This window comes from Sorangium sp. So ce295 (genome assembly GCF_051527405.1).
GTDB lineage: Bacteria > Myxococcota_A > Polyangia > Polyangiales > Polyangiaceae > Sorangium > Sorangium cellulosum_B.
Genome location: NZ_CP150324.1, coordinates 4,064,066 through 4,087,328 on the forward strand (window position 1 = coordinate 4,064,066; position 23,263 = coordinate 4,087,328).

At 72.4% G+C, this 23,263-nt stretch carries 17 protein-coding genes; 11 read left to right on the forward strand and 6 right to left on the reverse strand.

What is annotated here, in order from left to right; genetic code table 11:
* Nucleotides 1–44 precede the first annotated feature (44 nt).
* The 5 genes from WMF11_RS15455 (at nt 45) to WMF11_RS15475 (ending at nt 8,312) form a co-directional block, all read left to right on the forward strand.
* A complete protein-coding gene (locus tag WMF11_RS15455; RefSeq protein ID WP_437909138.1) occupies nt 45–470 on the forward strand; it encodes a DoxX family protein in 426 nt (141 codons plus the stop codon).
* Nucleotides 471–702: 232 nt separating this feature from the next.
* On the forward strand, nt 703–3,084 hold the full coding sequence (locus WMF11_RS15460; RefSeq protein WP_437978006.1) for a PAS domain-containing sensor histidine kinase: 2,382 nt from the start codon (nt 703–705) through the stop codon (nt 3,082–3,084).
* Nucleotides 3,085–3,490: 406 nt separating this feature from the next.
* Nucleotides 3,491–5,227 (forward strand): ATP-dependent zinc metalloprotease FtsH, encoded by a 1,737-nt coding sequence (ftsH, locus tag WMF11_RS15465; RefSeq protein WP_437909140.1) that lies wholly within the window; start codon nt 3,491–3,493, stop codon nt 5,225–5,227.
* 512 nt (nt 5,228–5,739) lie between these two features.
* Nucleotides 5,740–6,876 (forward strand): D-alanine--D-alanine ligase family protein, encoded by a 1,137-nt coding sequence (locus tag WMF11_RS15470; RefSeq protein WP_437552618.1) that lies wholly within the window; start codon nt 5,740–5,742, stop codon nt 6,874–6,876.
* The gene (locus WMF11_RS15475) at nt 6,873–8,312 is read left to right on the forward strand and encodes a GNAT family N-acetyltransferase (protein ID WP_437978007.1); all 1,440 of its coding nucleotides are present in this window, start codon (nt 6,873–6,875) and stop codon (nt 8,310–8,312) included. Before WMF11_RS15470 ends, WMF11_RS15475 begins: the two co-directional genes overlap by 4 nt.
* A gap of 26 nt (nt 8,313–8,338) precedes the next feature.
* On the opposite strand, the gene WMF11_RS15480 is transcribed toward WMF11_RS15475, so the two are convergent.
* Nucleotides 8,339–9,382 (reverse strand): serine/threonine protein kinase, encoded by a 1,044-nt coding sequence (locus WMF11_RS15480; RefSeq protein WP_437909142.1) that lies wholly within the window; start codon nt 9,380–9,382, stop codon nt 8,339–8,341.
* A gap of 253 nt (nt 9,383–9,635) precedes the next feature.
* Between WMF11_RS15480 and WMF11_RS15485 the strand changes: the two genes are divergently transcribed.
* Nucleotides 9,636–10,058: a tellurite resistance TerB family protein gene (locus WMF11_RS15485; protein ID WP_437909143.1), complete on the forward strand. Its 423-nt coding sequence runs from the start codon at nt 9,636–9,638 to the stop codon at nt 10,056–10,058.
* A 759-nt stretch (nt 10,059–10,817) separates the two neighbouring features.
* Nucleotides 10,818–11,711 (forward strand): serine/threonine-protein kinase, encoded by an 894-nt coding sequence (locus WMF11_RS15490; protein ID WP_437979312.1) that lies wholly within the window; start codon nt 10,818–10,820, stop codon nt 11,709–11,711.
* A 9-nt stretch (nt 11,712–11,720) separates the two neighbouring features.
* On the opposite strand, the gene WMF11_RS15495 is transcribed toward WMF11_RS15490, so the two are convergent.
* A complete protein-coding gene (locus tag WMF11_RS15495; RefSeq protein WP_437978008.1) occupies nt 11,721–12,938 on the reverse strand; it encodes a hypothetical protein in 1,218 nt (405 codons plus the stop codon).
* A 251-nt stretch (nt 12,939–13,189) separates the two neighbouring features.
* Between WMF11_RS15495 and WMF11_RS15500 the strand changes: the two genes are divergently transcribed.
* The 3 genes from WMF11_RS15500 (at nt 13,190) to WMF11_RS15510 (ending at nt 17,002) form a co-directional block, all read left to right on the forward strand.
* Nucleotides 13,190–14,302 carry an S-(hydroxymethyl)glutathione dehydrogenase/class III alcohol dehydrogenase gene (locus tag WMF11_RS15500; RefSeq protein ID WP_437909145.1) on the forward strand — a complete coding sequence of 371 codons (1,113 nt, stop codon included), beginning with the start codon at nt 13,190–13,192 and terminating at the stop codon, nt 14,300–14,302.
* A 229-nt stretch (nt 14,303–14,531) separates the two neighbouring features.
* Entirely contained in the window at nt 14,532–16,079 is a 1,548-nt protein-coding gene (locus tag WMF11_RS15505) for an aminopeptidase (RefSeq protein WP_437978009.1), read from the forward strand.
* Between the two features lie 200 nt (nt 16,080–16,279).
* Nucleotides 16,280–17,002, forward strand: coding sequence for a type II toxin-antitoxin system RatA family toxin (locus WMF11_RS15510; protein ID WP_437909147.1), 723 nt, complete (start codon nt 16,280–16,282; stop codon nt 17,000–17,002).
* A gap of 31 nt (nt 17,003–17,033) precedes the next feature.
* On the opposite strand, the gene WMF11_RS15515 is transcribed toward WMF11_RS15510, so the two are convergent.
* Nucleotides 17,034–18,089 carry an aldo/keto reductase gene (locus WMF11_RS15515; RefSeq protein ID WP_437979313.1) on the reverse strand — a complete coding sequence of 352 codons (1,056 nt, stop codon included), beginning with the start codon at nt 18,087–18,089 and terminating at the stop codon, nt 17,034–17,036.
* Between the two features lie 156 nt (nt 18,090–18,245).
* Between WMF11_RS15515 and WMF11_RS15520 the strand changes: the two genes are divergently transcribed.
* Entirely contained in the window at nt 18,246–19,139 is an 894-nt protein-coding gene (locus tag WMF11_RS15520; protein ID WP_437909148.1) for a helix-turn-helix domain-containing protein, read from the forward strand.
* A 33-nt stretch (nt 19,140–19,172) separates the two neighbouring features.
* Here the strand turns inward: WMF11_RS15520 and WMF11_RS15525 are convergent, their stop codons facing one another.
* The 3 genes from WMF11_RS15525 to WMF11_RS15535 all read right to left on the reverse strand — a co-directional run bounded on the left by WMF11_RS15525 (nt 19,173) and on the right by WMF11_RS15535 (nt 23,206).
* Nucleotides 19,173–20,864 (reverse strand): right-handed parallel beta-helix repeat-containing protein, encoded by a 1,692-nt coding sequence (locus tag WMF11_RS15525; RefSeq protein ID WP_437978010.1) that lies wholly within the window; start codon nt 20,862–20,864, stop codon nt 19,173–19,175.
* Between the two features lie 62 nt (nt 20,865–20,926).
* A complete protein-coding gene (locus WMF11_RS15530; protein WP_437872101.1) occupies nt 20,927–21,820 on the reverse strand; it encodes a LysR family transcriptional regulator in 894 nt (297 codons plus the stop codon).
* Between the two features lie 135 nt (nt 21,821–21,955).
* Nucleotides 21,956–23,206: a hypothetical protein gene (locus tag WMF11_RS15535; RefSeq protein ID WP_437978011.1), complete on the reverse strand. Its 1,251-nt coding sequence runs from the start codon at nt 23,204–23,206 to the stop codon at nt 21,956–21,958.
* Between the last annotated feature and the right edge of the window lie 57 nt (nt 23,207–23,263).

Here is a 23,263-nt window from a genome sequence, read left to right on the forward strand (position 1 = left end):
CCCGGACGTTCCTCCTTACTACCGAGCCGAGAGGAGTGTTCCCGATGCTCAAGAGATTCCTGCGGGTGACTGACGTGCCGTTCTCGGCCTCGGTCGGGTTGCTCGCGCTGCGCGTCGTTATCGGCGTCGCGTTCATGTTTCACGGCTGGGGGAAGATCCAGGCCCCCTTCAGCTGGATGGGGCCCACCGCGCCCGTTCCGGGGTTCTTGCAAGGGCTGGCCGCGCTCGCGGAGTTCGGGGGCGGCCTTGCCTGGATCCTCGGCCTCCTGACGCCGCTCGCGTCGCTGGGCCTCGCCGCCACGATGGCCGTCGCGGTCGCGGTTCACGTCGGAAACGGCGATCCGTTCGTCGCGATGGGCGGACCCTCCTACGAGGCGGCGGCGGTCTACCTCGGCATCTCGGTTGCGCTCCTCCTCGTCGGGCCGGGGAGGCTCTCCGTCGACGCGGCGGTCTTCGGGACGAAGCGCTGAGCTCTCGCGCGCGCCCTCGCGCGGTCCGCGCGAGGGCGTCGCCGCTCGCTCTCGCGCGGCCGATCGGAGCCGCGCTGCCCTGCTGCGTCCGGCCGGGCGGAGGATGTCGGCACGCGCTGGAGCGCCCTGATCCATCTGGGTTGGACAGCGCGTGCGCCGACCCATGTGCGCGCTTGAATTGCGCCTGTGAAGCCGCGCCGTCCCGACACTATGCTCCGGTCGGGAGGACCCGATGAGAGACGCCGAGGCGATGGCGCCTTCGAGCAGCGCGCGGCGCGGAGTCGTCATCGCAGCGACCTGTTCGTTCGCCGTTGGGTGCGTGACGCTGCTCGGCTGGTGGATCGGGGCGACCGCCCTCGTCGCCATCGCGGACGGCCTGCCGCGCATGATGCCCAACACCGCCGTCGCCCTCGTCCTGGCGGGGGTGTCGCTCTGGGCGCTCGGCGCGCGGGAGTGTCCGGCGCGTTTACGCCGGCTGGGACATGCGTGCGCCGCCGTCATTCTCGCGCTCGGCCTCGTGGTCCTCGCGCAGTACATCTTCGCCTCGGATCTCGGCATCGATCGCGTGCTGTTCGCGGGGAGCGTGGATTTCCCGAGCAAGTTCCCGGGCAGGCCCCCGCCGAACGCCGCGCTCTGCTGCGTCCTGATCGGCCTTTCGCTCCTCTCGCTGCGCGTGAAGACGCGGCGAGCGTGCCTGTTCTCGGAATGGAGCGCGCTCCTGGCCGCGGCGCTCGCGCTGACGGCGCTGACCGGCTACGTGTTCGGCGTCGGCTACTTCTATGGGCTGCCGCCGCTCTTTCCGTTCACGGGCATGGCGCTCCACGCGGCGATCGCGTTCCTCGCTCTCTGCGCCGGGCTCCTCATGGCGCGGCCCGATTGCACGACGTTCGCCACGCTGACGGCCAGCCGGTCCGGAGGCATCCTGCTGCGGCGCTTCCTGCCCTACGTCGTCCTCGTTCCGCTCGTGATCGGCCGCCTCTTCCTGTTCGGCGCGGATCGCGGGGCATACCCCATCACGGCGTCGTTATCGCTCGCCTCCGCCATCACGACGCTCCTGCTCGGGGCCATGCTCTGGGTCAGCGCGGCGCGCATGAACCTCCTCGACGAGGCGCGGCAGCGCGCCGAGGAGGCGCGCGCCTTCCTCGCCACCGTCGCGCAGGCCTCGGACGACGCCGTGATCGGCACCTCGCTCGACGGGACCATCCTGACCTGGAACCCGGCGGCGGAGCGCCTTTACGGCTACTGCATCTGCGAGGCGATCGGGAAGAAGCTGCCCCTCCTGTGCCTGCCCGAGCGCGCCGCCGAGGCAGAGGCCGTCCTCGCGCGCCTGCGCCGCGGCGAGCGCGTCGAGCGCTTCGAGGCCGTGAGCCGGACCAAGGACGGGAAGAGCATCGACATCGAGGTCACGGTGTCGTCGATCGTGGACGCGTCGGGGCGCGTCACCGGCGTCTCGACGATCTGCCGCGACATCGGGCGCCGCAAGGCGATGGAGGCCGAGGTCTCGCGCGCGCACGAGGCGGAGCGGCGCATCCGCTCGCAGCTCGAGGCGGTCATCGAGCAGCTGCCTGAAGCGGCGGTCCTTGTCGACACCAAGGGGCGGCTCATCAGCTGCAACAAACTAGCGCTCCAGTACGCGTCGGGCGCCGGGGACGATCCCGATCCCTGGGGCAACCGGCTGTGTTTCGAGCACAGGACGCCGGCGGGAGAGCCCCTCGCCTGGGACGAGCGCCCGCTGTTCCGGGCCCTTCAGCGCGGGGAGGGCGTGACGGGCGCCGAAGGGCTCTTGCGGCGCGCCGACCGGGGCCTCGTCCCGGTGCTGGTCAACGCGGCTCAGGTGCGCTCGAACGACGGTGAGCTCCAGGGCGCCGTCGCCGTCTTTCATGACATCTCGGCGTTCAAGGAGCTGGAGCGGCAGCGCCAGGAGTGGATCGGCGTCATCGCTCACGATCTCCGCCAGCCCATCCAGGTCATCGCGACCGCGAGCCGGCTCCTGGGTCGCGCGGCCGGCGAGCGGCCCGTCGCGGACTGCCAAAAACAGCTCGACAGGATCACCTCGTCCATCGAGCGGCTGCGCCGCATGATCGACGACCTCCTCGACGCGTCGCGGATCGAGGCGCGGCAGCTCACGCTGGATCGTTCGCCGGTCAATCTGCGCGCCCAGCTCGGCGAGATCCTCGAGAAGTCGGCCGAGGTGACCGCGGGTCACGCCCTGCGCCTGGAGGTGAAGGGCGATGTGCCCGCTGTCCTGGCGGACCCAGGGCGGCTCGAGCAGATCGTCACCAACCTGCTCTCCAACGCGGCCAAGTACGGTCGGCCGGAGGGCGACATCGCGGTCGCGGTCGACGCCGGGCCGGGCAGCGCGCACATCGCGGTGACCAACTGGGGCGGCGGTATCCCGGAGGCGTCGCTCCCGTACCTGTTCAAGCGCTTCTGGCGCGCGCCCGACGCCGCTCCGCGCAGCGTCCGCGGCGTCGGTCTCGGCCTCTACATCACGAAGGGCCTCGTGGAGGCCCACGGGGGCAGCATCTCCGTCGAGAGCAGCCCCGGCGGCGCGACGACATTCCGCTTCTCGCTGCCGTTCGCGCCCGATACCGCGCGAGCCGTCGGGGCGTAGCGCGCAGACAGCCCCTCTCTACCCCTCTCTGCCCCTCGCTCCTGGTTCCTGCTCCACCGGCGACCCCATCCCGAGAAGCGGGCTTTCAGGCGAGCTCGTCAATTGCCATCGGCGAGCTCGTCGATGGGTCGTCCCAATCCTCCCAAGATCGCAGAGACGTTTATCCCGTCGCTGTCCGTTCTCCGTAGTCCGTTTTGCGGTGCTGCCATCCTTTCGCAGGTTTCTACGGCTCAGATCGTCAGAATGATTGCAGAAGGAACTTCCTGAGGTTCGTATCCTTGCTACACCTGAGATCCGCTCCGGCCCGACGCCGGAGCAGTAAGGTGGCGCAGCAGTGAATTCCTGGTTCTTGCAGGTGAGTAAGCGGCTGGGGCCCGCGGGGCGCCGGCTTTGGGTGCTTGGGTTCATGGGGGTGGTGCTTGCGGTCACGCTCGGGCTCGCCCTGCGCGCGGCGGGCGAGTCGTCGACGCAGCGTACGGCGACGTACACCGAGCTCCTCCAGATCGCGCAGGCGGGGCAGGCGACCGCGGTCGAGGTGAGCGGGGATCGCTTCCTCGTGCGTCAGGCGGGCGGCGCCGCGGTGACGGCCGTCGTCGACGAGCCGACGCTCCGGCAGGAGCTGGTCTCCCGGTTCGCGGGCGCCGGCGCCTCTGTCGACTTCGCCTCCCGGGAGGATCCGTCGCGCGCCGCGTCCGCGGTGCTCCCGGTGGTCGTGCTGGCCGCGGTCGGCTTCGCGCTCTTCACGGTGAGCCGGCGGCGCAGCCCGAAGGTCTTCTCCGACGTGAAGGCCGGGGCGGCGCGGGCGGCGGTGCGCTTCGCCGACGTCGCGGGGATGCACGAGGTCAAGCAGGAGCTCGCCGAGACGGTCGAGTTCCTGAAGAGCCCCGATCGCTTCGCGCGCCTCGGCGGCCGCCCGCCGCGCGGCGTGCTGCTGACGGGCGAGCCCGGGACCGGCAAGACGCTGCTCGCGCGCGCCGTCGCGTGCGAGGCGGGCGTGCGGTTCCTCTCGGCGTCGGGGTCGAGCTTCCAGGAGATGTTCGTCGGCGTGGGCGCCTCCCGCGTCCGCGCGCTCTTCGCCGAGGCGCGCAAGTCCGCGCCGTGCATCGTCTTCATCGACGAGATCGACGCCGTCGGGCGGGCTCGCGCGAAGGGGCACGGCGACTCCGCCTCCGCGGAGCACGACCAGACCTTGAACCAGCTGCTCGTCGAGATGGACGGGTTCGACCACGAGACCGGCATCGTGGTCATCGCGTCGACCAACCGCGCCGACATGCTCGACCCGGCGCTGCTCCGGCCGGGGCGCTTCGACCGCAAGGTCACCGTGCCGCTCCCGGACGTGCGCGGCCGCGAGGAGATCCTCAACGTCCACGCCGGGCCGATCCCGCTCCAGGGGGAGGTCGATCTCAGCTACATCGCCCGCGGCACGCCGGGCTTCTCGGGCGCCGACCTGGCCAACCTCCTGAACGAGGCGGCCATCCTCGCGGCCCGCGAGGGCGCCGACGCCGTGGACCCGACGCACATCGACCGCGCGCGCGACCGGGTGCTCATGGGGCTCGAGCGCAAGGGGGTGCTCGTCGACGAGGATGAGCGTTATGCGACCGCCGTCCACGAGGCCGGGCACGTCGCGGTCGGGCTGCTCGCGCCGAGCTGCGATCCCGTGCACAAGGTGTCGATCCTGCCGCGGGGCCGCGCGCTCGGCGTGACCCAGGCGCTGCCCGAGAAGGATCGGCTGATGTACCGGAAAGAGTACCTCGAGGATCAGATCTGCATGCTGATGGGCGGCCGCGCCGCCGAGATGGTCGTCCTCGGGACGATGACGGCGGGCGCCTCGGACGACATCCAGCGCGCCTCGACGATCGCGTGGAAGATGGTCGCGGAGCTCGGCATGAGCCACCTCGGCCCCATCTGCGTCGGCGACGGGCACCCCTCGCGGAGCCCGGCCCTGCTCGACCGGGTCGACGAGACGGCGCGGGCGCTCACGGAAGCGCAGCTCTCGCGCGCCATCGAGATCGTGAGGTCCCGGCGCGGCGAGATCGAGGCGCTCGTCAGGGCGCTCCTCGAGAAGGAGACGCTCGGCATGGACGAGATCCAGGCCTGTTTCCCGGCCGATCGCAGGCCGCGCCCCGAAGGCCAGGCCGCCTGACCGGCGGAGGCTCGAGGACGCCGGAAAGGGAAGTCCTTTTCAGGCGTCCTCGGCGGCAGGCCACCCGCTCGCCGCGCGCGCGTCCGGCGCTCTCCGCTCTCCCCTCTCGCCCGCCGGACTCGACTCTTCCCCCTGCAGCCCAGCCGTCTCCTCTCGTCTCCGACGCTCCCGCGCGTGTGGCTGGCGTGTGAAGAGCCTGTTGTCCGAGATACGTTGTGCTCGGAAAGCTCGCTTCCCGGCCGCGCGCGCCGGATCCGATCCCGGCGCGGGGCTTTGAGCCGCGGCGCGTCGCGCCTTCCTTTCCGTCCGGAGAGGTCAAATCTCCCCTTGCGATTGCCGGGCAAGCTGGTGAAGTGTGGCCACTTGCATGCATGGATTCTGTTTCGTTCGCGTGTCTCTCGACAGGGCACCCTCTCCGTGTTCGCCGATGGCCAGGCCTCTCACGGGCCGCTCCCTGAGCCCGGCGCGGCCGTCGCGGGCTCTCCTGCCCCGCGTCGGTTCGGAGGCGTGCGGTGCCTGAGCCTCGGATACTGATCCTGTCGAACAGAGATCCGGAGGAAGTCGTCGACGAGCCGCCACTCGCGCAGCGGGTGGGGAGCGGGCGGCTCCGGCTCGGTCGCGAGGACGGCAGCGCGGTGGTCGCGGAGAGCGTGCTCGCGGCCCTCGCCGCGGCCCCGGGCGTGCGCGTGGCGCACCGGCCTGTGCTCCGGCCGAGCGAGGTGCTCGCGGCCATCGGCGACCATCGCCCGGACGTGATCTTCAACCTGTGCGAGGCGCTCGACGGCGACAGCCGCCACGAGGTCATGTGCGCGTGGCTGCTCGCGGGGCTCGATCTCCGCTTCACGGGCAGCGATCACGTCGCGCTCCGGAGCTGCCTGCACAAGGCCGAGGCGAACCGGATCCTCGCGCGCGCCGGCGTGCGCGTGCCGGCGACGGTGCGGGTCGAAGGCCCGGATCGCATCCCGGAGGTCGCGTTCCCGGTCATCGTCAAGCCGGAGCGCGAGGACGGCTCGATGGGCATCGATCGTGGCTCGGTCGTCCACGATCGCAGGGCGCTCCGCGACCAGGTCGCCGCGGTCGTCGCGCAGTGCCGCCAGCCGGTTGTGGTGCAGCGTTACGTGCACGGGCGGGAGATCTCGGTCTCGCTGCTCGGGTGGCCGACGCCGCGCGTGCTGCCGCCCGGCGAGATCACGTTTCAGGGCTTGCCAGAGGGGCACCCGCACGTGGTCACGTACGAGTCGAAGTGGCGCCCGGAGACCGCCGCGTCGATCGGGACGCCCTCCTCGGCGGCGGTGCTGCGGCCGCTCGATCTGCGCCGGGTCGTCGCCGTGGGCCGCCGCGCGTTCGAGGTGCTCGGGCTGCGCGACTACGGCCGCGTCGACGTGCGGCTCGACGAGCGCGGCACGCCGCACGTCATCGACGTCAACCCGAACTGCGATCTCTCGCCGGACGCCGGCTTCGCGCGGGCGGCGGCGCGCGCCGGCCTGTCGTACGCCGACGTCGTCTGGGAGATCCTCCGCGCGGCGCTCGCCCGCGGCGCGCGCCACGACGACCTGCTCCGCGCGCGCGGCCGCGCGCCGGCGCGCGGCCGCGCCGCGGCACGCTCCGCTGCCCGCGGCGCCCTCGCCGCCGCGCCCGAGGCGCCGTGATCACCCAGCGCGGCCTCCGCGCGGAAGATCGGCCGCTCATCGCCGCGCTGCTCGATTCGGTCCCGGCGTTCACCGACGACGAGCGCGCGGTGGCGCTGGAGCTCGTCGACGTGACGCTCGGCCAGCCTTCGACGGACGGTTATGGCTACCGGTTCGTGCTGAGCTTCCTGGGCGCCCCGGGCGGCGACGGGGCGCCGCGGCTCCTCGGGTACCTCTGCTATGGCCGCACGCCGATGACGCAGTCCACGTACGACCTGTACTGGATCGCGACCTCGCCCGATTTCGCCCGGTCGGGGGTGGCGCGGGGGCTCGTGGCCACGATGGAGAGCGAGATCGCGCGCGAGGGCGGCGGCCTCGTGCGCGTGGAGACGGGCAGCCGGGAGGGGCACGGCGCGGCGGTGCGCTTCTACGACGCGGTGCAGTTCACGCGGGCCGCGGTCCTCGCCGACTTCTACGCGCCGGGCGACGATCTCATGATCTACACGAGGCGGGTCGCCCCGGCGCGCGCCTCGGCGGCGCCCTCGGCCGGCGAGGCGTCCGCGCGCGGCGAGGCGCCGGCGCGCGCGCGCAGCGACGCGCCCGCACGCGGCGACGCGCCCGCACGCGGCGACGCGCCCGCACGCGGCGACGCGCCCGCACGCGGCGACACGCCGCCGGGCGAGCCTGCGCTCTACGACGCGGCGTTCGGCTACCGCGACTACGCCGCCGAGCGCGACTTCCTGCTCGCGTGCGCGCGCCGCTTCGGCGGCCGCCCGGTGCAGCGCGTCCTCTCGTGGGCCTGCGGGCCCGCGCGGCACCTGGAGGCCTTCGCGGAGCTCGGCGTCGGCTGCGCCGGCGCGGACGGCTCGGCGGCGATGATCGCCTTCGCGGAGCGCGCCGCGGGCGCCCGCGGCGCCGGGGCGTGCATCCGCTTCTCGTGCGCGGAGCTCGACGAGCGCCCGGACGTCGCGCCGGTCGATCTCTCGTTCGTGCCGCTCTCGGCGATCCACCAGCTGGCCACGCCGGCGGCGCTCGAGCGCCACCTCCGGCTCGCCGCCTCGCTGCTCCTGCCGGGCGGCGTCCACGTCATCGAGGCGACCCACCCCGCCGATCTCACGCCGTCCGGCGTGAACAGGACGGAGTGGACCGAGCTGCGCGGCGAGCAGTCGATCGACGCGCGGTTCCGCATCCATATCGAGCGGTCGACGCCCGATCGCGTGGTGCCCGTGACCCTCGAGGTGGTGTGCTCGGCCCGGCGCAACGGCGGCGCGCCGAGGGAGCTCTCGTCGATCCGGCAGGAGGCGACGTGGTACGTCCCGGACCTCGCCGGGTGGCGGCGCGTCGCGGAGCGGGTGCCGGAGCTCTCGCTGGTGGCGACGCTCGGCGACTTCAACGTCGACGTGCCGTTCGAGCACGCCGCGGCGTGGCGGCTGATCCTGGTGCTGAAGCGCCTCTGATCGATCGAAGCCGCGCGCGGCCGCGATCAGTTCATATCCCAGAAGTACTTGCCCCCGCTCGGCGGCGGCTCGTCCGCGCCGCCGCCGGGGCCGCCCGCGTCTCCGTCGCGCGTCAGCTGGAGCACCTCCTCGAGCGAGCTCGCCTCCTCGCGCCAGTACGCCTCCGTGCCGAAGTGCGGAAAGGTCCTCGGGAAGATGGGGTCGTGCCATCGCCGCGCGATCCATGCCGCGTAGTGGATCATGCGGAGCCCTCGGAGCGGCTCGATCAGCCCGAGGGTCGAGCGGTCGAAGCGGCGGAGCTCCTCGTAGCCCTCGATGAAGAGCTCGCGCTGCTGCCGGGCGGCCTCGTCGCGGCCGGGGAGGAGGAGCCACAGGTCCTGCACGGCGGGGCCGACGACCATGTCGTCGAAGTCGAGCACGCGGAGCGCGCCGTCGCGCAGGAGCAGGTTGCCGGGGTGCAGATCGCCGTGGATGCGGTGCACGTCGACGCCGCGCAGGCGCTCCTCGGCCGCGTCCGCGACGGCGCGCGCGGCCGCGAGGTACCGCCGCTCGACGGCCGCGGGGATGAGCTTGCGCTCGACGAGCCAGCCGAGGTCCTCGCGCGCATAGGTGTCGGCGGAGAGCCGGACGCGGTGCTCGGCGGCGCTGGCCGCGCCCACGTTGTGGATGCGGGCGGCGAGCCTGCCGAGGCGCACGAACAGCTCGTCGCCGAGCTCGTCGGGGGCGCGGCCGCCCATGCGCTCGAAGAGGCAGTACGGGATGTGGTCGATCTGCTTGAGCGTCTCGCCGTCGGGGAACGGGCGCGTCGGGCAGACGGGGATCTCGGCGTCCGCCAGCTCCGCGAGGAACCGGTGCTCCTCGAGGATCTGCTCCCGCGTCCAGCGCCCCGGCCGGTAGAACTTGGCGATGACGCGGGTGCGATCCTCGCGCTCGACCTCGTAGACGCGGTTCTCGAACGAGTTCAGCGGGTAGCAGACGCGGTTGCAGTGGACGCCCGCGGCCTCGACGGCCTCGATCACCTTGTGCGGCGTCAGCGACAGGAAGAGGTCGGTCGGGGTGGTGGTGCTCATGGTGGGGAGAGTTGAGCACCGACCGGCGTCGCGCTCGACGAGAACTTTCGCCGCGCGCTGCCGGAGGCCGTTGCCGCGCGGCGAGCGTGGTTACCGCGCGGCGAGCGTGGTTGCCGCGCGGCGAGCGTGGTTGCCGCGCGGCGAGCGTCGTTGCCGCGCGGCGAGCGCCGTTACCGAGCGGCGAGCGCCATTACCGGGCGGGCCCAGGGGCGCTGTGTCAAGCGCGGCCGCGATACGCTATCCTGAGGACCGCATGATGGAAGAAACGCAGCTTTCGTTTCGCCACCTCGAGCTCAACAGGCTCGAGGCGATGGTCGAGATCATGTTCCTCGCCGCATACGCTGACGGGTCCATTAACGAGGCCGAGCGCGCCGAGCTCGCGCGGCACGCGGCGGCCATGAGCGAGGGGCGCCTCGGGGCCGACCTCGTCGAGTCGCTCATCTCCATCATCGAGCGCTCGGTGCGCGACGAGGGCAGGAGCGGCCGCTTCGCGGCGCTTCGCGTCCGCCTGCCCGACGTGCGGATGCGCGAGGCCGCGATCGAGCTGGCCGTCCGCCTCGTGGCCGCCGACGGCGTGATCCACGAGAGCGAGCACGCGCTGCTCGTCGAGGCGGCCACGGCCCTCGAGGTGCCGATCGCGTTCAAGGGGCGCGTCGTGCCCGGCTCGGCCCGCTGAGCGGCGCGAGGGGCGACCGCGCCGTGGCGATCCCGGCGCGCGCCCCGGGGGGCCTCGCTGGCTATCGGGCGATCCTGACCGACATCCGCTGTCGATGTACCCGTCGAGCGCCGGTGTGGCGCGCAGGGAATGCGTCGTGCGACGACCGTTGCGCCGACGGATCCGTCGCGCGCGCGTCCCGGGACCACGCCGGCGGACGACGCGCCGCGGCTGCGGACGACGCGCGCGCCGGTCGCGGCGGACGGCGCGCAGCCCCCGGGGCGAGCCGATGGCCGCGGGCGCCGGATCTGATGCCTCCACACCGCAATCCGGCGCCGCGGCGGGCGGGAAAGAGGCGGATCTGCGGCGATTTCCATCGGCCTGCTCCTTGCAGCACACGTGGGCAAGGACATGGACAGCCACCGAACTGACAGCTCCACGACGCCACATGGCGGCTCGATGGATCCCGCGTCGAATCGATCCCGCCCCCCGAGCGGGGGCCGAGCCTCTCAGCGTGCGTACCGCTCGCCGCGGTCTCCGCGCTGGCCCGCATCTCACCGCCCTCCGTTCGAGCCCGTCGACCTCCGGACATCGGGCCGCCTGTCGAGGCCGTCCGGCTCGGCCTTCCGTCAGGGCGGGGACGTCGCGCCGCTGGAGACGCCGAGCGACGCTCCGGCCACCCCGGCGAGCGTACCGCCCGCCACGCTGCGGACCGGTCTTGCCGGCGCGCCCCCCGCCGCCGCCCGGGCGGTTCCTGCGAACGACCCGTGCTCCGCCGCGCTGCGGCGCTACGCCCCAGGCGACGTCCTCGGGGGGCGCTATCGCCTCACAGAGCTCCTCGGAGAGGGCAGCATGGGCGCCGTGTGGAAGGCGCGGAATCTCTCCCTGAGCCTCGAGGTCGCGCTGAAGCTCATCCGTCGCGACTGCGCCGTCCCCGAGGCCGCCTCGCGGCTGATCCGGGAGGCGCAGGCGACGGCGCGGGTGTCGCACCGCGCCACGGTTCGGATCTTCGATCTCTGCTTCACGGAGGAGGGAGAGCCGTTCGCGGTGATGGAGCTCCTCCAGGGCCGGTCGCTCGCCCAGGCGCTCGCCGAGTCGGGCCCGATGTCGCCCATCTCCGCGGTCCAGCTGCTCCTCCCCGTGATCGGCGCGCTCGGCGCGGCGCACGGCGCGGGGGTCGTGCACCGGGACGTGAAGCCGGCGAACATCGTCCTCGTGCGCGAGGGCCGCCGCACGGTCCCCAAGCTCATCGACTTCGGGATCGCGTTCACCGCGGAGCGCGCGGCGAGCGACGAGCGGAGGGAAGCGCTGGTCGGGAGCCCCGCCTACATGGCGCCGGAGCAGGTCCGCGGCGGGCAGGAGTCGGACGCGCGCGCCGACGTGTGGAGCGCGTGCGTCGTGCTCTACGAGCTCGTGAGCAGCCGTCGCCCGTTCGGCGGCCCGAGCAGCATTTCCATCGTGCACGACGTGCTGCGCGCCGCCCCGCCGCGCCCGGAGGCCCTCGAGCTGCACCCGCGGCTCTGGGAGATCATCGAGCGCGGCCTGGCCAAGGACCCTGACGGGCGCTTCACGACCATGGCCGCGCTCGGTCGCGCGCTGGCCCAGTGGGCGATCGCGGCCGGGGTCGCCCACGACGTGACGGGCGCGTCCCTCGTCGACTACTGGCTGTCGTGAGAGGGGCTCTCAGTACGTCACGCCGCAGCCCTTCGCGTCGGCGAAGGCCTTGATCGTCTCGAGCTCGGCCGTTGTCGCGTCGCTGTAGGCCCAGCTGATCGCGCCCGCGTATCCCTGGCTGTACCAGCTCTCCAGGAGCGTCGGCAAAGCGGCAGTCGCCAGGCCGGCGATCGGGAAATCCCCCATGATGACGGGCTTGTCCGTGATGCCGTAGTCCTTGGGCGACTGGTTGTAGGGCCAGTACAGGTTGACCCGGTCGTTGATATGAAAGGTGTAGAAATCGACGTCGGTGTCTCGCCAGGACCGCGCCCACTTCATCGACGCCGAGCCGATCGTGACGAGCGCCGCGCTCTCCGCGCGCAGCGCCCGGATCGCCTCGCCGAGGAACGCCGCCATCTGCGCGTGCTCGATCGGATCCACCTGGGCGTCGGGCTCGTAGCGAGGGCCGTCGTCCGGGCTCGGTCCGGTCATGGCCAGCTCGGGCTCGTTGATCACGTCCCACGCGACCATCCGGTGCCGGTAGGGGCTCTGCGCGACGGCCCTGGCGATCGGCCGGACGACCTTGTCTATCAGCTTCGCGCGCCGCTTTGCGTCCTTCACGATGGGGGTGATACCGACGGTCTTCACGTCGGCGTCGATCCGCGTCGGGTGGAAGTTGTCGAAGGAGAACAGGCAGAACACCAGGTTGACGTCCGCCTCCTCGGCGAGCTCGAGCGCCTTCTGGACGTCGCGCCGCGTCGTCCCGCCGAGGCCGGTCGGGTTCTCGCTCGTGTCGAAGACGACGCTCTCGCCCCGGATCTCCGGCAGCATCCACCACCGCGCGACGCTCGCCCCGTGAGCACGGATGTCGGCGAGGTTCTTCGCGTGCGTCTCCGCCTCGTCCGCGACGCCGCGCTTGTCCCACGCGGCGATGCCGCCGAAGTCACCGGCGAAGTTGTGCCACGCATAGTTCATTCCGAACATGAAGCGCTTCTTGCAGCCGATCGTGATACCAGCGCTCTCAGCGGGGCACTCGTCGACACACTCCATGCTGTCGATCGGCGCGCCTCCCTGTCCTCCGTGGCCACCCTCGGAGGAAGCGCCCTCGCCGCCGCCGCCGCCGGCGCCGCCACCGCCCTTGCCGGCCGCCCCGCCAGCAGGCGGGCTCTCGCCGGTGCAGGCGACGAGGACCAGCGCGGCTGTTGCGATGAGCGCGCGGAGACCCGGTGGGCAACGGAGTGTGTTCATAAGGACAGCAGGGTGATCGTACGCGTGCTGTCACGCGAACGCCATCCTCGGGTGGCGGCGCGGGCAGCGAGCGGGCTGCGCGACGCGGGCAGCAGGAAGGACGGCGCAATGCGGGCAGGCTGGACGGCGGGCGAGGCGGGGAGGCGCCGGCGGGGTTCCCCTTGAAACCTGCTTCCCCGCCCGGCTATGGGAGGGGTTCGGGCGCCGCTCGGGCCCCGAACGCCCCGCTTGCGGGAGGAGAACCACCGATCATGAAAGCGCGCGCAGCCGTGGCCCACAGGGCCGGCGAGAAGCTGACGGTCGAGGACGTCCAGGTGGAGGGCCCTCGCGAGGGCGAGGTCCTCATCGAGATCAAGGCAACGGGCGTCTGTCACACCGACGCTTACACGCTCTCAGGAAAGGATCCGGAGGGGCTCTTCCCCGCGATCCTCGGCCATGAGGGCGCGGGCGTCGTCGTCGACGTCGGGCCGTCCGTGAAGAGCCTCAAGAAAGGCGATCACGTGATTCCCCTCTACACGCCGGAGTGCCGGCAGTGCTCTTATTGCACGAGCGGAAAAACCAACCTCTGCCAGGCCATCCGCGCCACGCAGGGGCGCGGGCTCATGCCGGACGGAACGAGCCGCTTCTCGATCGGCAAGGAGCGGATTCACCATTACATGGGCACGTCGACCTTCTCGAGCTTCACCGTCCTGCCCGAGATCGCCGTCGCCAAGATCCGCGAGGACGCGCCGTTCGACAAGGTCTGTTATATCGGCTGCGGCGTGACGACGGGTATCGGCGCCGTCATCAACACCGCGCAGGTGAGGCCCGGCGACAACGTCGTGGTCTTCGGCCTCGGCGGCATCGGGCTGAACGTGATCCAGGGCGCCCGGATGGCCGGCGCCGACATCATCGTCGGTGTCGACATCAACCCGAAGCGCCGCGAGCTGGCCGAGAGGTTCGGCATGACCCACTTCGTCAACCCGAGCGAGGTGGCGGGGGATCTCGTGCCCTACCTCGTCGATCTGACCCGGGGCGGCGCCGATTTCAGCTTCGAGTGCATCGGCAACGTCAAGGTGATGCGCCAGGCGCTCGAGTGCTGCCACAAGGGCTGGGGGACGAGCATCATCATCGGCGTCGCCGGGGCCGGCGAGGAGATCGCCACGCGCCCCTTCCAGCTCGTCACCGGGCGCGTCTGGAAGGGCACCGCGTTCGGCGGCGCCAAGGGGCGCACCGACGTTCCCAAGATCGTCGACTGGTACATGGAGGGCAAGATCAAGATCGACGAGCTGATCACCCACACGATGCCGCTCGACGACATCAACCGCTCCTTCGACCTCATGCACGAAGGCGAGTCGATCCGCAGCGTCGTGCTCTTCTCCTGAAGCGGCGCTCGACGCCGGCCGCCTCGCGCGTGACCGCAGGGGCGGACGAGCGCACTAGGCCGCTCGGCGCGCGGCATGGCGCGCGCCGAGCGCGGCGCGTGCGCCAGGCCTGCGCGCCATGCCTGCGCGACAGCCTGCTCTTCGGGGCGCATGCCGGTGCCATGTCGGTGCCCTATCGGCGGCGACGGGTGATGCAAAAATGCTGACCCATGTGACATCATTCGCCGCCATGGTCCATGTCACCTCCCTGGCGGGGCTGCCCGCCAACGCCCTCGCGGAGCCGAACGCGGCGATCGCGGCGTGCGATGCTGTCGTCCTCGTCGCGCCGTCGCCCATCGCGAAGTACGCGGGGGGGCTCGGGTCCGCCGTGGGCGCGGTGGTCGAGGCTGCGGCGCGCGTCGACTCCGCGCTCGAGGGCAAGAGCGCTCCGCTCGTCCTGCCGGCGCCGGGGGTGCCTGGCGGGCGCCTGGTGCTCGCGCCGATGGGGCCGCTCTCGGAAGATGTCGATGACGTCCGCTCCGTCGCGGAGGCTGCGGCGGCCGGCTTCGCGCGGGCGGTGGACGCGGGGGCGAGCCGGCCGCTGCTCGTCGTGCGCGCTCCGGTGGGCGCCGCGCCGCGGTTCGCGCGGGCCGTCGAGGTGGGCGCGCTCGCCGCGCTCGGGAGCCAGTGGACGCCGCTCGAGGCGCGGGAGGCGGAGATGGCCCCGCGCTCGGCCGAGTCGGTCGCGGTGCTCGGGCTGTCGGAGGCGCGCGCCCGCGAGATCGCGGCCGTCGAGGTCGGTCGGGCGCTCTGCCGCGACATCACGGGCACCGAGCCGGAGCGGATGGCGCCCCGCCGCGTCGCCGAGCTGTGCGAGGCGGCGTTCGCCAGGACGGGGGTGCTCGTCAAGATCGAGCGCAACGTCGATGACTATCCGCTCATCAGCGCGGTCTCGCGGGCGTCGCGGGTCGTCGAGCGGCACCGGCCGTGCGTCGTGCGGCTCGACTACAGGCCTCGCGGGGAGATCCGGCGAACGGTGCTGCTCGCGGGCAAGGGCGTCACCTACGACACGGGCGGCGTCGACCTGAAGACCGACGGGCACATGGCCGGCATGTCCCGGGACAAGGGCGGCGCCGGCGCGGTCGCCGGCCTCGTGCGCGCGGCCGCGGCGCTCGGCCTGGAGGGCGTGCGCATCGTCGGGCTCCTCGGGCTCGTGCGCAACAGCATCGGCGAGGAGTCCTATGTGAGCGACGAGATCATCCGCAGCCGCGCCGGCGTGCGCGTCCGGATCGGCAACACCGACGCCGAGGGGCGCCTCATCCTGGCTGACCTGCTCGCGCTCGGGCGGGAGCTCGCCATGAGCGGCGCGCCGGATCCTATCGTGTTCTCGGTCGCGACGCTGACCGGGCACGTCTACCGCGCCCACGGGCCTTACACCGGCGCGATCGGCAACTCCGCCGCGCGGGCGGAGCTCGATCGGCTCGACGTCCTCGCGGAGCGCTGGGGCGAGCCGATGGAGCGCGTCCGGCCGCGGCGCGAGGACTACGCGTTCGTGGCGCCCCGGTCGAGCGCCGAGGACGTGGTCTCCTCGAACCGCCTCGCCTCGGTGAACACGCCGCGCGGGCACCAGTTCCCCTTCGCGTTCCTCGACATCGCCTCGGGGCTCAAGGGCGGGGCGCTGCCGTTCATCCACCTCGACATCGGCGGCGTCGGGGTCGAGTCGGCGGACTGGCAGTTCGGCCGCCCGACAGGCGTCCCGATTCCCAGCTTGACAGCCTATCTTTCAGGCGAATCCTAACCGATAGCAGCGGGAAGGAGGAGACAGGGGGCCTTCCGAGCTCTCGTGGAGAATCGGGAAGGAGCCCGTGTTTTCCGCGCTCGATGGGCCGGTGATCCGTTCTTGGTGGCCGGGGTGGGGGGGCGGCCCGAGCGGATGTGTTGCGCGGTATCATCGGGGCGATGGGGGCGGCCGGCACGTCGCTGGCAAGCTGGGCCGTCATGCGGAGAACTCGCTCGACCACGACCGGCCATCGCGCATCGATCCCGCGCGCGCTCGCCGGGGGACTCGCCCTCGCGGCCACCGCGTGCAGCACGGGGGAACGGGGGATCAACCTGGATGTACCGCGCCTGCCGGCACAGCGCGACAGAGGCGATGTCCTGCCGGCTGTCACGAGCGACGGCGAGCAGGCCGAGCGCGCGCAGCCGGCGCCCGATACGGCCGGGATCACGAGCATGGCAGTCCCGATCGGGAGCACCGGATTGGCCCGTGGACGGTCGACGGTGGTCGTGAAGGGCTCGCTGGAGCGCGTGCGCGCCGCGGTGCTCTCGTTCGAGCGGTATCCGGAGTTCATGCCGCACTACAAGAAGTGCCGCCTGCTCGGGCGCACGCCCGCGGGCGGGTGGGATCTCTACATGGAGGTCTCGGCCCTCTCGGGCGCGGTGACGATGTGGGCGCGCATCGAGATCCAGAAGCCGGTCGTCGAGGATGGCGTCGAGACGTACTCGTCCCGCTTCATCTCCGGCAATGTGCAAGATCTCCAGGCTATTTGGCGGCTCGAGAAGATCGACGCCCAGTCGACGCGCCTGTCCCTCGAGGTGTTCCTCCGGCCGAAGCTGCCGCTTCCGAAGAGCCTCCTCAACGCGGAGAACCTGGACGGCTCGGCGCGCGCCGTCGCGGCCATCCGGGCGCGCGTCGAGCAGGCGCAGGACGGGAATCGCTGACGCGCGCCGGAGCGAGGCGGCGAGGCCGGCGTCACCCGCCCGAGGCGAGCCTCCGGACGGGGTTGGGCACGTCGAGCCGCGCCGCCGTGGCGCCGTAGACGACCCGCTCGGTGCCGGGGTCGCCCAGGAACTCGTAGGGAAAGCCGAGCGGCACGCGGCTCGCCGCGTCGAGCCTCTCGAGGGCCGCGGCGGGCAAGACGACGTCGAGGCAGCCCAGGCAGTCCTGCATCTGCTCGGGCTTCCGGGCGCCGATGATGGGGATCACCTGCGCCGGGCGCGACCTGAGCCACGCGAGGGCCACCTGCGCCGAGGAGCAGCCGAGCTCCTCGGCCACCGCGTCGACCGCGCGCGCGACGCGCAGGCCCCGCTCGTCCAGGCGCCCCTGGTTCATCGCCGCGCGCGCGGCGTCGTTGCCGCCCCCCCGCGTGTACTTGCCCGTCAGCACGCCGCCGGCCATGGGCGCCCACGCGAGCACGCCCAGGCCGAGCCAGGACGCCATCGGGATGAGCTCCCGCTCCACCGTGCGCTCGATCAGGCTGTACTCGATCTCGATGCCGACGAACTGCGACCAGCCCCGGAGCTCGGCGATCGCGTTCGCCCGGGAGACGACCCAGGCAGGCGCGTCGGACATGCCGACATAGAGCACCTTGCCCGCGCGCACCACGTCGTCGAGCGCGCGCATGAGCTCGGCCTCTGGCGTCGTCCAGTCCCACGCATGGACCCAGAGCAGATCGATGTAATCCGTCCCCAGGCGCTTGAGGCTCGCCTCGACGGACTGGACAAGGTTCTTCCTGCCGTTGCCGCTCGCGCTCGGATCGGCGTCGTTCATGGAGAGCGAGTACTTGGTCGCGATGACCCACGCGCCGCGGTCTCCGCGGACGAGCTCACCGACGATCCGCTCGGCGCTGCCGTTCGTGTACTTGTTGGCGGTGTCGATGAAGTTGCCGCCGCGGGCGCGGTACGCCTCGAGGATGCCGCGGCACGCCTCGGCCGAGGCGCCGAAGCCCCAGTCCTCGCCGAAGGTCATGGTGCCAAGGCTGATCTCCGAGACCTTGAGCCCGCTGCCGCCGAGCAGCTTGTAACGCATCTCCATGGTCGTCCTCCTCGGGCGAAGTCGTCGCCCGGCGACGGGCATCCTAGGGCGGGCGGGAAGGGCCCTATAGAACGCCGCTGCGCTCCCTGGAACCGGGCTGCTGCGTTGACCGGCCCCGCGCCGCGGGCGCATGCTGGGGCCGGCTCTCCGATGATCTCCCGCGTCTCCCGCAGCGCCATCCCGTTCGTCCGCGCCGGCACCCGCGAGCCCATCGAGGCGCTCCGGCAGGCGGAGATCCGCGCGTCCAGCCGCTCGCTGCGCTGGACCGGCGTGGTGGCCGAGCTCGGCGTGAACCCGTCCTGGGAGACAGACCACCTCGCCGTCGCCGGCCATTACATCGCCATCAACCTCGCGGACGCGCCGCTGCGCTTCGAGCGAAAGGGCCAGCGCGGCTTCGAGCGCGTGGAGATGCCGCCCGGCAGCCTCTGGCTCCAGCCCGCGGAGGTGCCTTTCTCCCATCGCGTGAGCGAGCCCACGATCTATGGCGCGCTCGTGCTCGACCCCGCGCGGCTCGCGCGGCTCGCAGGGGTGCGGGAGCTGCTGATCGAGCCCTGCGTGGGGCTCGTGGACGCCCAGATCGAGCATGTGCTCCGCGCGCTCTTGGTCGAGGTCTCGCGCGGCGGCGCCACGGGCGCGCTCTTCGCGGACGCGATGCTCTCCGGGCTCGCGGCGCGCCTCGGCGCCCGCCATGCGGTCCGGGCGGAGCGGCCGGCCCGGGGCGGGCTCTCCCCTGCGACGCTGCGGCGCTTGCTCGACTACATCGAGGCGCACCTCGGCGACGATTTCGGGCTGGAGGCGCTCTCCGGGGTGGCCGGGCTGAGCCCAGCGCACATGGCGCGGGAGTTCAAGCGAGCGCTGGGGGAGCCGCCGCTCGCCTACGTGACGCGGCGGCGGCTCGATCGCGCGCGCGAGGCGCTGCTCGCCGGCGACCGCCCGATCGGGGAGCTCGCGCGCGCGCTCGGCTTCGCCGACCAGAGCCACCTGACACGGCTCTTCAAGCGGCGGTTCGGGATCACCCCGGGCGCGCTCGCCCGTACCCGCTGATCGCCGCCCGGCGGCGTGAGGCGCTCGCGGCCCTCAGGGCAGCCGGGTGCTGAGGTTGGCTATCCCGTCCGAAGGGCCGTCGAGGGGAGGGGAGCCGAGCGTCCATTTGCGGACCGGCGTGCCCGGCGGCAGCCCGACGTAGTTGTGGCGATGCCGGGACCCGTTGAGGTGCGCCCGGTTGCCGGTGAAGGCGCTGAGCCCCGCGGGATCTTCGTTCTGGATGCCGTAAAGCGTGTTCCTCGACAGCGTGTTTCCCTCGACCAGCGCGCGCGCGCAGGCCCTCAGCCAGATCCCTTTGCCGTCGTTGTTCGCGGATTGGCAGCCGATGATCCTCGCGTCGCTCTGCCCCTCGAGCAGGAACCCCGCGCCCTTCTGCGGGTCGCCGCGCGACGGACCGGCGTCGACGGGCGGGGCCGGCGGCTGCACGAACAGGGGCGTTCGGTGGACCGTGTTGCCGTCGGCGATGCAGTCGATGAACGCGTTGCCCTCGCCGCCCACGAGGCCGCCCTGCGGATCCGCGAGCGGCGTCGAGGCGATGAACCCGGCCGCGAGCCCGTCGTCCTCGGCGGCCCCGCTCGCGTTCCTGTTCCCCACGGCCACGCAGCGCCTCAGCACCACGTGGCGGGTCGAGTGGAGGGCGAAGCCGCCGGCGGGCGCGCTCGCGCTCGCGCCGTGGTTGCCGATCGCGCGGCAGCCCTCGAGCAGCCCGCGGTACACCGCCCTGCCGAGGCGAAAGCCGAGCGCGGAGAAGTCCTTGACCGCATCGGCGGACGCGGCCGGGTTCGCGTTGTAGTTCCCGTCCGCCTCGCACTCGACCATCTCCAGGTTGCTCGTCGTCGAGATGTTGAACCCGCACGCGCGGTTCCCGGTGAGCGTGAAGTTCCGGTTCGCCCTGCAGCGCAGGAACTTGTAGTTCTCTCCCCACGCGAAGAAGCCGGCCGGCTCTCCGCCCGACGTGTTGTCGTGCGCCTCGCAGTCCTCCACGAGCACGTTGCGGCAGATGACGAAGTCGGCGCCGACGACGTTGAACTGCACGCCGCTCGGCTGGGCGCTGGTGTTCGCCGTGCGGTTGAACACGCACTGCCTGACCTGCACGTCGTCGCAGAACAGGACGAGCGCGCCCAGCGTCACGACGAAGTCGAGCCGGCTCGTGTTCTCCGAGCACACGCAGTTGATCATCCGGATGCCTTCGGCGAAGGCGACGCCGCCGGCCGCGTCCCGGGCGCCCATCACGAAGATCCCGCCGTTGCGGCACAGGAAGCCCGTGTCGATCACGCCGTCGCCGCCGCACCGCCGGACCGACAGATCGAGCAGATCCAGCTGGCTGCACGCCCTGGCGGCGATCCCCACCCCCTGGATCCCGAGAACGCTGCCGTTCCTGATGACGAGCCGCGTCCTCCCCTCGGCGAACACGCCCACGTTCCCGGAGACGACCTCGCCCCGGCAAGGCCTCGCGCCCGGGTCGGGGGCGACGACGGGCGCCGGAGGGTCGATCTGCCGCAGCGTCCTGCCGCACAGGTCGAGGGTGACGTCGTCGCTCGCGATCGTGATGGCCCGCGCGCTCGCGTCCTGCGCCACCCAGTCGACGTCTTCCACGAGGGTATACACGCCGGGCGCCGTGATGACGAAGGGGACGCGGCGCTCCGGGTCCGGTCCGCCGTTGATGTCCTGCGCCGTGATGGGCGTCGCGGGGAGGCGCGCGCTGGCGCCGGGGAGCTCGCTCATGGTCCTCGGGCGGGAGTCTACGCCGTTCAGCCCGCTCCGCGCCGCGCCGGCGAGCGCGCGTCTCACTGGATCGGCACCGCGCGCAGCGACTCGGCGAGCTTCGCGTAGAGCGAGCTCCGCGGGTCGTCGCGCCGGTAGATGAGCCGGAAATGATCGCGCGCGAGGGGCGCGGACGGCAGGAGCCGCTTCAGCTTGCCGCCGCGGAGCTCGGCGGCGACCATGTGGCGCGGCAGCACGGCGACGCCCTCGCCGGCGAGCACCAGCGCCTTGATGGCGGCGCCGAGCCCCACCCAGCGGTGCCGCGCGAACGCGAAACAGCCGGCGCCGCCCGCCTGATCCGCGAGGTACCGGAACAGCGGCATGGTCGGATCGATGTCGAGCAGGCAATGCCGCGACGCGTGCTCCGGGCGGGCGAACGCCTCGCGCCGGAGCAGCTTGGGGGAGGCCACGAACGCGTAACGCTCCTCGTGCAGCGTCTCCGCCGCCAGGCTCGTGGCGCTCCAGCGCGCGCTGGTGACGACGCAATCGACGCTGCGGTCGTAGAGGCGCTTCAGCAGGTCGTCGGAGGCGCCGAAGTAGAGGTGGAGCGTCAGCTCGGGGCGCCGCCGCGTCAGGGCGCCGAGCTGGGGGACGATCCACGACATCCCGAGCTCGAACCGCGTGCCGAGCGTCAGCTCGACCGGCGCGGGCGCGGGGCCCATCGCGCTGCGGAGGCAGTCCTCGGCGAGCGCCAGGCACTGGCGGGCGCGCGGCAGCAAGGCGAGCCCGCGCGGCGTCAGCTGCACCCGGCGCGTTGTGCGCTCGAACAGCGGAGCGCCGACCTGCTCCTCGATCTGCCGGATGCGCTGGCCGAACGCGGCGGGGCTGAGCGCGACGGCGCGCGCCGCGGTCCGGAAGTTCAGCGTCCGCGCCGCCGCCTCGAAGCAGGCGAGGTTCTCCAAGGAAGGGAGCAGCATCGCGGGATCGTATCGTTTTGCGCAACAATCCCGGCCATGAAATACGGGATCGCGCCGGCCGCGGCGCGCGGTCCACCTCGCGCTGCGGCCGGCGCGCGTGATCCGGAGGGCTCGCGTCGTCCGGACCCCGGGGCGCTACCGGGGATCCTCGACGGGCGCGGTCTCGAGCGGGACGGTGCCGCCGTTCGCGATCCACTTGAAACCGTCGACGAGCGCGGTCGAGTCGACCCTTTCGTCGCCGGCGTCGAAGATCATGAACCGCAGCTTGAGCTCCTCGCCGCCGGTCACCGGGGCCCGCGTGCGCAGCCAGCCGGTCGCGCCGGCGTTGTTCCAGAGCCCGAAGCCGGTGCCCTCGAGCTCGTCCGTCCCGAGCGGGCACTCCTCGCAGACATCGAAAAAGCTGAGCTTGACGCTGACGGGGTTGCCAAGGCTATCGAACGAGAGATTGCCGTCGAGCGACCCTGGCGGGGCCGGCGTCGCCAGGGCGACGAACTGGTCGTTGAAGCAGTGTTCTTCTCCGACGAACTCGGGGTATTCGAAGGTGTAGAACTTGAACGCGAACTCGTAGCCTGTCGCGTTCGTCGGCGCGCGGATGACGAGCTCGAGGGCGATGTCGTCGTGGATGTTCGCCGAGGGAGCGCACTCGGGGGGGCCTTGCGGGAAGCCGGGCGGCGCGTCGCCCGGCCCGTAGTTCTCGCAGCTATCCGCGTTGCACGCGCCCGGCCACCCCGCGATCCGGGCGCGACCCGAGGACAGGACGAGCAGGCGGGTCCCGCCCTGCGGGCGCACGTTCGGCCCGAAGGAATCGAGCACGCCCACCGCGGGCGAGGGCTCCGCGGGCGAGCCGTCCCCGCGCACGTACTGCGCGCTCAGCACGCCCCACTTCCTGTCGCCGGGCGACGCCTTGGCGCAGAGGTCGATCGCGTGGGCCCCGTGGATGGCGTCGAAATCGGCAGGAGCGATGTTCCTGTCGCAGGCCGACGGCGCGTTGTCGATCACGCCGTCGCAGTCCTCGTCGGCCGGCTCGGGCACCGCGCCGGTCGGGTCGGGCTCCGGGATCACGACCTCGACGGCGCCTGGGTTGACGTTCGTGTCGCCGTCGTTGCAGTCGCCGTCCTCGACGGTGAACCCGTCGCCGTCCTCGTCGGGCGACGGGCCCTCCTCCGCCGGCGCGCCGCCGCCGAAATCAGCCCAGGAGCCCGTCGACTCCACGCGTCCGCCGGCGCCTGCCTCCGCCGTCGTGGCGCTGGCGCTGGTCGCGCCCCCGCCGCCGCCCTCGCCAGGCGCCTGCTGGTCGCGCGCCGTCGCGGAGCACGCGCCCGAGGCCCAGAGCGCCGCCCCGACGCTCGCGCAGAGACCCAAGTAGACGAAGCGCCCGCCTCTCATGGTGCATCCACCTCAATGGTTGGTCCCGACCGCCGGAGCGCCGCGTCCCCGGCGACC